This window comes from Streptomyces sp. AC602_WCS936, from assembly GCF_019049125.1.
Classification (GTDB): domain Bacteria; phylum Actinomycetota; class Actinomycetes; order Streptomycetales; family Streptomycetaceae; genus Streptomyces.
The window spans coordinates 25,116-31,400 of record NZ_JAGMUF010000032.1; the positions used below are offsets into that span (position 1 = coordinate 25,116).

4 protein-coding genes and 2 pseudogenes are annotated in these 6,285 nt (G+C 72.2%); 2 read left to right on the forward strand and 4 right to left on the reverse strand.

Annotated elements, in window-relative coordinates:
* Positions 1-170: 170 nt before the first annotated feature.
* The gene (locus KUM03_RS13165; RefSeq protein WP_217247330.1) at positions 171-392 is read left to right on the forward strand and encodes a hypothetical protein; all 222 of its coding nucleotides are present in this window, start codon (positions 171-173) and stop codon (positions 390-392) included.
* A 14-nt stretch (positions 393-406) separates the two neighbouring features.
* Here the strand turns inward: KUM03_RS13165 and KUM03_RS39210 are convergent.
* The 3 genes and pseudogenes from KUM03_RS39210 to KUM03_RS39215 form a co-directional block, all read right to left on the reverse strand.
* A pseudogene (locus tag KUM03_RS39210) lies at positions 407-574 on the reverse strand (hypothetical protein); the annotation flags it as partial.
* Positions 575-1,115: 541 nt separating this feature from the next.
* Positions 1,116-1,496 (reverse strand): acyl carrier protein, encoded by a 381-nt coding sequence (locus KUM03_RS13175; RefSeq protein WP_217247339.1) that lies wholly within the window; start codon positions 1,494-1,496, stop codon positions 1,116-1,118.
* A 170-nt stretch (positions 1,497-1,666) separates the two neighbouring features.
* A pseudogene (locus KUM03_RS39215) lies at positions 1,667-3,409 on the reverse strand (SDR family oxidoreductase); the annotation flags it as partial.
* 606 nt (positions 3,410-4,015) lie between these two features.
* Between KUM03_RS39215 and KUM03_RS13190 the strand changes: the two are divergent.
* Positions 4,016-4,750, forward strand: coding sequence for a GAF domain-containing protein (locus tag KUM03_RS13190; protein WP_374225305.1), 735 nt, complete (start codon positions 4,016-4,018; stop codon positions 4,748-4,750).
* A 285-nt stretch (positions 4,751-5,035) separates the two neighbouring features.
* Here KUM03_RS13190 and KUM03_RS13195 read toward each other — a convergent pair whose 3' ends face one another.
* Entirely contained in the window at positions 5,036-5,695 is a 660-nt protein-coding gene (locus KUM03_RS13195) for a hypothetical protein (RefSeq protein WP_217247344.1), read from the reverse strand.
* Positions 5,696-6,285: the final 590 nt, after the last annotated feature.

The window sequence follows — 6,285 nt, forward strand, 5'->3', positions numbered from 1 at the left end:
CGCGTGCCGTCGGTACCGTCGGTGCCGACGCGCCGGCTTCGGCCCAGGACGGGCCGCCTTGGGGGGTGACCTCAGGTCCGGTCGCGCAGCCATTGGTGGACGGCGAGCGCGGTGGTTCGGGCGTGTTCCTCCAGCATGGTGAAGTGGTCCCCGGGCACGGTGACCTGCGCATGCGACAGGCTCCAGTCCGGGGCGGGCTCGGCGCCGGGCAGCGGGTCACGCGCCCGTACGTACAGGGTGGGGCAGGTGAGCGGCGCGGGTTCCAGGCACCGAAGAGTTCGAAGTACCCCGCCATGGCCGTCAGCCGGTCGAGGTCGGCCGAGGCGAACTCCGCCGCCCGGCGCAGCATGTCCGACGTCATCGCCGACAGCGCCCGGTCCCGGTCGCCGTGACCGGGGGGATACGTGTCCACCAGGACCACGGCCACCGGCGCGGCACCCTCGGCCTCCAGCCGTTCGGCGACGGCATGGGCCACCCATCCGCCGGCCGACCGGTCCAGCAGCACCAGAGGGCTCTCGGCCGCGGCCGCGGCCGCGCGGACGGTGGCGGCCTGCGCGGTGACGAGCGCGTCCATGTCGGCGGGCAACGCCTCCCCGAACCCGAACCCCGGATGCCGCACCCCGGAACCGGCCGAACTCCCCGCAGCCCGGCCCCGAGCCGCGCGTATTCCTGTGGACCCGAGAGCGCGCTGAGCGCGGGGAAGCAGAGCAGCCGGGGTCCCGCGCCGCCCACCGCGAGCGGGACCGGTTCGGGCGTCGTCCCGAGGGCCCCGGTCCGGCCGAACACCGGGCGCAGGCGTGCGGCGACGGTGAGAAGCGCCATGCCGTCCCAGGTCTGCCCCCGGGCGCACGCGGTACGGAAGAGCGCGCACAGGGAATCGGGAGCACCAACGGAGTTCACCGGGCCCGCAGCGGCGATCCGAACCGCGTCGCCGGACACCGATCCCGTGCCGGGGACGTCGTCGTTCATCGGGCGGCTCGTCACTGAGCCGCTGGCCACTGAGCCGCTGGCCACTGATCCGCCGGCCGCGGGGCCGTGGGTGCCCGGGCTGTCGCCGAGTACCGGGCCAGAGGCCGCGATGCCGGGGCGAGGCTTCTCGGCGGCATGGCGCCGGGTCAGCTCGGCGGCGAGCGTGCGGGGCGTGGGGAAGTCGAACACCAGCGTGGACGGAGGTCCAGCCCCGTCGATGCCGTGAGCGCGTTGCGCAGATCGACCGCTGCCAGGGAGTCCAGCCCCAGGTCCGCCAGCAGCGCGTCCTCGTCGATCGCGCTCGCCTCTTCCGGATGGCCGAGCACCCCGGCCGCCAGGGCCCGGACCTGCCCGAGCAGCAGCCCGCCCCGCTCGCCGGGGGGAGCGGCCGCGAGCGCCCGACGGAGCCGGTCTCCGTCGCCCGCGCCGGCGGCAGGCGTCCGCAGCGGGTCCGACGCCGGGCCGTCGCCGTCCGCGGCGGACCGGTCCATGCGGGCCGCCACCACCACGGGGTCGTCACCGGCCACGGCGGCGTCGAAGAGGGCCAGGCCCTCTTCCGGCCCGAGCGGGCCAACCCGGAGCGGGTCATCCGCCGCCGGTCCGCGTCGCCGAGGTGCGCTGTCATGCCGTCGGTCTGCCGCCACGGACCCCAGACGATCGACGTACCGGGCAGCCCGAGCCGTAGGCGGTGCCGTGCCAGGGCGTCGAGTACGCAGTTGGCGGCGGCGTAGTTGGCCTGCCCGGCTGAGCCGAAGGTACCGGCCACCGAGGAGAACAGCGCGAACACGGCCAGGTCCTGCCCCCGGGGCAGGTCGTGCAGCGCGAGAGCGGCGTCGGCCTTGGGCCGCAGTACCCGCTCCAGGCGGTCGGTGGTGAGCGCCCCGACGACACCGTCGTCCAGCACGCCCGCGGTGTGCACCACACCGGTCAGCGGGTGCGCCGCCGGCACCGTGTCGAGCAGAGCGGCGAGCGCCGTCCGGTCCCCGACGTCACAGGCGCGCACTGTCACCCGGGCTCCCGCCTCACTCAGCTCCCGGACGAGATCCCGGGCGCCCGGCGCGTCCGGTCCGCGCCGGCCGGCGAGCAGCAGATGCCGGACGCCGTGTGCGGTGACCAGGTGCCGTGCCACCAGCATGCCCAGGGAGCCGGTGCCGCCGGTGACCAGGACGGTGCCTTCCGGGTCGAGTGGCCGCCGGGTTCTCGGCTCCGGCCCCCCGGCGGCCAAGGGCACCAGCTTCGGTACGTACACCGTTCCCCGGCGTACGGCCGCTTCCGGCACTGGTGCGGCCGCCAGGGCGGGCACGGCCTTCCAGGAGTCCGGGTGTCCGTCCACGTCGATCAGGGCGAAGCGGCCCGGGTTCTCCCGTACGGCCGAGCGGACCAGCCCCCAGACCGGGGTGTGCGGCGGCACGGATGCCGTCGCGCCGGGATCTCCGGCGGCGCCGTGACCGGTGCCCTCGGCACCCGCACCACCGTCGGCGGGCCCTGCGGCACCGGACGTCACCAGGACGAGGCGGGAGCCGGCCAGGTGCGGTTCGGCGAGCCACCGCTGTACGAGGCCCAGCGCCCAGTCCGCCGTCCACGACAGCCCGGCAGCCGGGTCCTGCCCGTCGGCGCCGGTCGTGCCGGGCGGCGACGGACACGGTGCCAGGACCACCCCGGCCGACACGTCGCACGCCGCCGGGCCGGAGTAGACCGGGACGCCGGAATCCGGGGGCGACAGGAGGTCCGCGACGCGGGTGCCCGCCGTTCTCAGCACCGCCCAGCGGACCGCCGTCGCGGGTGCGGGCAGCTCGGCGAGCGGCACCCAGTCGGTCCGGTGAAGCGCACCGGCGGGTGCGTCCGGCACCGGCGATCCGGTTCGTGGCAGCGGCCGGAGGACCAGCGAACGCACCGACAGCACCGGTGCGCCCGCGTCGTCGGTCAGCTCCACCGGGGCCCGCCCGTTCGCCCCGGGCGTCACGCGTACCCGCACCCGCTCCGCACGGGTGGCACGCACGCGCACTCCGCCGAAGGCGAACGGCAGGGACAACCGTGCGCCCGCCGCGCCCGCCGTCCCTGACGGGTCCGCGACGATACTCTCCAGGGCCACGGCATGCAGCGCCGCGTCGAACAGCGCGGGATGCAGGAGAAACCGTGGACCGTTCGCGTCCGCGTCCGGAGCCAGGGCCGCGTCGGGCAGCACGACATCGGCGTACAGCTCCTCCCCGCGCCGCCAAGCCGCGCGCATGCCCTGGAAGGCGGGGCCGTAGCGCAACCCCGAGGCGGTGAGCCGCTCGTACGGTCCGCTCCCCGGACCGTCGGCGTGCGCGTGCAGCGGCACCGCAGCCGCCGGGGGCCAGGGCGCATCCGGCCGTGGCGGGCTCCCCTGCGGCTGCTCCGCCCGATCCGGCGGATGTATGCGGCCCCACTGTGACACGGCCGCCTCGGCTGTGCGCACCGGCTACAACCCCGGCAGGAGACGTCGTGTCGGATGGTGGGGAGGATCCGCGCTGACGATCGAGGTCGCTGACGGGGCACACCCCGCGGCCCCGCTGTTCTCCAGCCCAGCGATCTGTCAGGACGGTGGCCCGCGCACTGTCTTGTTTGTGCCTGTCGGATGAAGTCGGGGCGGTCCGTGGGGGCGACGAGGGTCGTGAGGAAGGGGCTGCCTCCTTCGCTGGTGGAAGCGCATGACGTCTGTCATTGCCTGCCATGACGGCGATCCGAACAGCCGCGATTGCGCTCGGCTGGACGTCCGCCCTGGGACAGACGATGGACGGTCCGCAGGGCGGGCGGGGTGTATGGAGCCGAGGTGGCGTGGTTAGGCTCGGGTGTGGAGCGCTTGGGAAGTAGGTGCTGCCCGCGGGTACTCCCTGAGGGGTGTGGCTGCGGCTTGCCTGCATGTCCGCTGTTCTGTATTGGAGCCCCGATGGGCCAGCCTTCCTGCCGCCCCGAAGAGATGTCCACGCCGGCCGCATCGCCCGGCTCTTGCCCCGCCCCGCGTGTGGTGTACCGGTCGCCGGAGGAGCTGGGGGAACGTAACCGGAGGCTGGCCCACGAGGGGGTGTCGGCGGCCGAGAACCTGCTGGTCGAGCGCTACGGCCTGAGGGGCGCCGGGGAGGGGTTCGAGTTGCTGAAGACGGTGTCGCAGCAGTGCAACGTCAAACTTCACACGCTGGCGGATGCCGTGCTCCGTGTGCCTGCTCCGGACAGGGGAGCCGGGGTGTGGTTCCCCGGCCGGCGCCGTCTCAGCCCGCCCCGGCTGCCCGGCCTGATGCTGGAGCCTGGTTCCCGCGGCAGTCAGGGAGCGGTCCTGAAAGCGGTGTTGCACTGGGTGCTGTCGATCACGCAGACTCCGATGGGCAACGTCCAGCTCATGGACGGCAACCGGCTGCATCTGGCCCGCCACACGGGCTTGAACAGGTACTTCACCGAGTTCTTCGCATTCGTCGACGCTCCGCCGACGTTGTGCTCGCGGGCGGCGGCGCAGCGTCGGCAGGTCACCGTGCGGGACGTGGCGAGCGCGGACGTGTTCGACGAAGCGTCCCGCTACGCGATCCTGCAGGCGGGCAGCCAGGCCGCCCACAGCGTCCCCCTCACCACCGGCCGGGGAACGGTGTTGGGCATGGTCTCCTCCCACCACGAACGCCCCCTGACCGGCTTCACCACCGCCCAACTCGCAGCACTGCAGCAGACCGGGGACGACGTCGGCCGATGGCTGTCCTGGCACTGGAACACCATCGTCCTGGATGCCCTGGAACGCCTCCACGCCACTGCCACCCGCCCAGCAGCGCAGTGAAACGCGCACAACCACCCGCTCTCGTGATCGAACCGGGGTAGCCTGAGCCGGGCTGGCCCCCACGGGAACGCCGCCGGTCTGGCCTGCACATGAGGCATCCCGACTTGCGGCACTCATGCCTACGTCAGGCGCGTGGTGATCACCGATGACTGGCCCGATGCCCCGAATGACACCCACCCGAACGCGTGCACCGATCCGCGTCCGCGAACGACTGGTGAATCACGGTCGAGAGGGTCCGCCCGCGGCTGTGCTTTCGCGCAGCGTCCACCGAGTTGCGCGGTTACGTCACTCGTCGAAGACCGTGACGGGACTCCGGCATATCCAGCAAAGACGCAGCATGATCTCGTCGGTCGGCTGCGGCCGCTCGTCACCGGGTTCGAGCAGGAAACCGTGGGTGGTCGCCAGGCCTTCGCCGCCTGTGGCCTCATAGCAGGCCCGGCAGGCGGCGCTCCGGCACTTCGTGCAGCGGTACCCGAACCCGGCGATGATCACCTCGTCGGCGGTCTGCGAGAAGTCCGCGGTGTGCCAGGGATGGCCGCAGTTCGAGTCGGTGCAGGAGAATTCATAGTGGGCGCACGGCAGGACCGGGTAGCCGCAGCGGGCGCAGTGGGTCGGCGATGCCGTCAACTCCGGGAGCGGCGTACGTTCGGGAACTTCGACGAGGGCGCCCTCGGCCTCGTCGAAGATCATGACCATGTCGCGACCGAGCTTGCGGTAAGGCGTCTCTACGATCACGTAGTAGCCCTCTTGGCGTACCTCCCGGCTGCGGAGGTACTCCAGCGCGACGGCTTCGGTCTTGACCCAGGACACCTCGTAGACCTGGCCGTTGTTCTTCCTGTCCACGACGGTGGCACTGCCCTCGACGGTGTCGGCGTAGGGGCGCCACTTGCCGTACGCCCGAGTGCCTGGCTGGTACGTGGGTTGCTTTCGTCGTCTCCACCACATGGGGCAAGTATCTGGGCGTCGGGCGGGACCGGTCCCGAACGAACGGATATCGCGCAACTTCCTGCGGTCCGTGAGGCGATGTCTGTTCGGTGTGATTCGTTCTGACCGGGAGGAAGGCGGTTCTGCTCTCTGTCGGCTACTGGTCAGCCATGAGGTGTCAGTGTCGCCGCACAGCATCCGTGGCATGCGTGAGTTCCTCGTAGTCGGCGGGCGGAATCGTGTCCTTGGCTGAGGCGTTGGCGCCGCGGTGGAGGGTAATCGCGCTCGGACCGGTGGCGGTGCTGGGCCACTCGCTCGGCGGAGTGAACGCGTACCAGTACGCTGCCAGGCGGCCCGATCAAGTTTGGGCGCTGATCGTCGAGGACGCCGGCGCGATGGTGGGCAGTGACTGGTCATTCACCTTGCGCCTGCTCCGCCGTGCGTCGTCGCGCCAGGGTTTGGTGGCATCGTATCTGGAGTGTTGCTTCCGTCGGTCGGAGGGAGGCTGGGATTCTAGTGATCTGAGTCGGAGATTCGTCGGCAGTATGCGGCGACTTTGTCGAGGGTCTCGTCGGCAGTCTTCGTCCAGACGAACGGTCTGGGGTGGTCGT

Excerpts from the sequence above, each read along its gene's own strand:
- KUM03_RS13165 (WP_217247330.1), top strand. The coding sequence starts at position 171 with ATGCGACAGGCTCCAGTCCGGGGCGGGCTCGGCGCCGGGCAGCGGGTC.
- KUM03_RS13195 (WP_217247344.1), bottom strand. The coding sequence starts at position 5,695 with ATGTGGTGGAGACGACGAAAGCAACCCACGTACCAGCCAGGCACTCGG.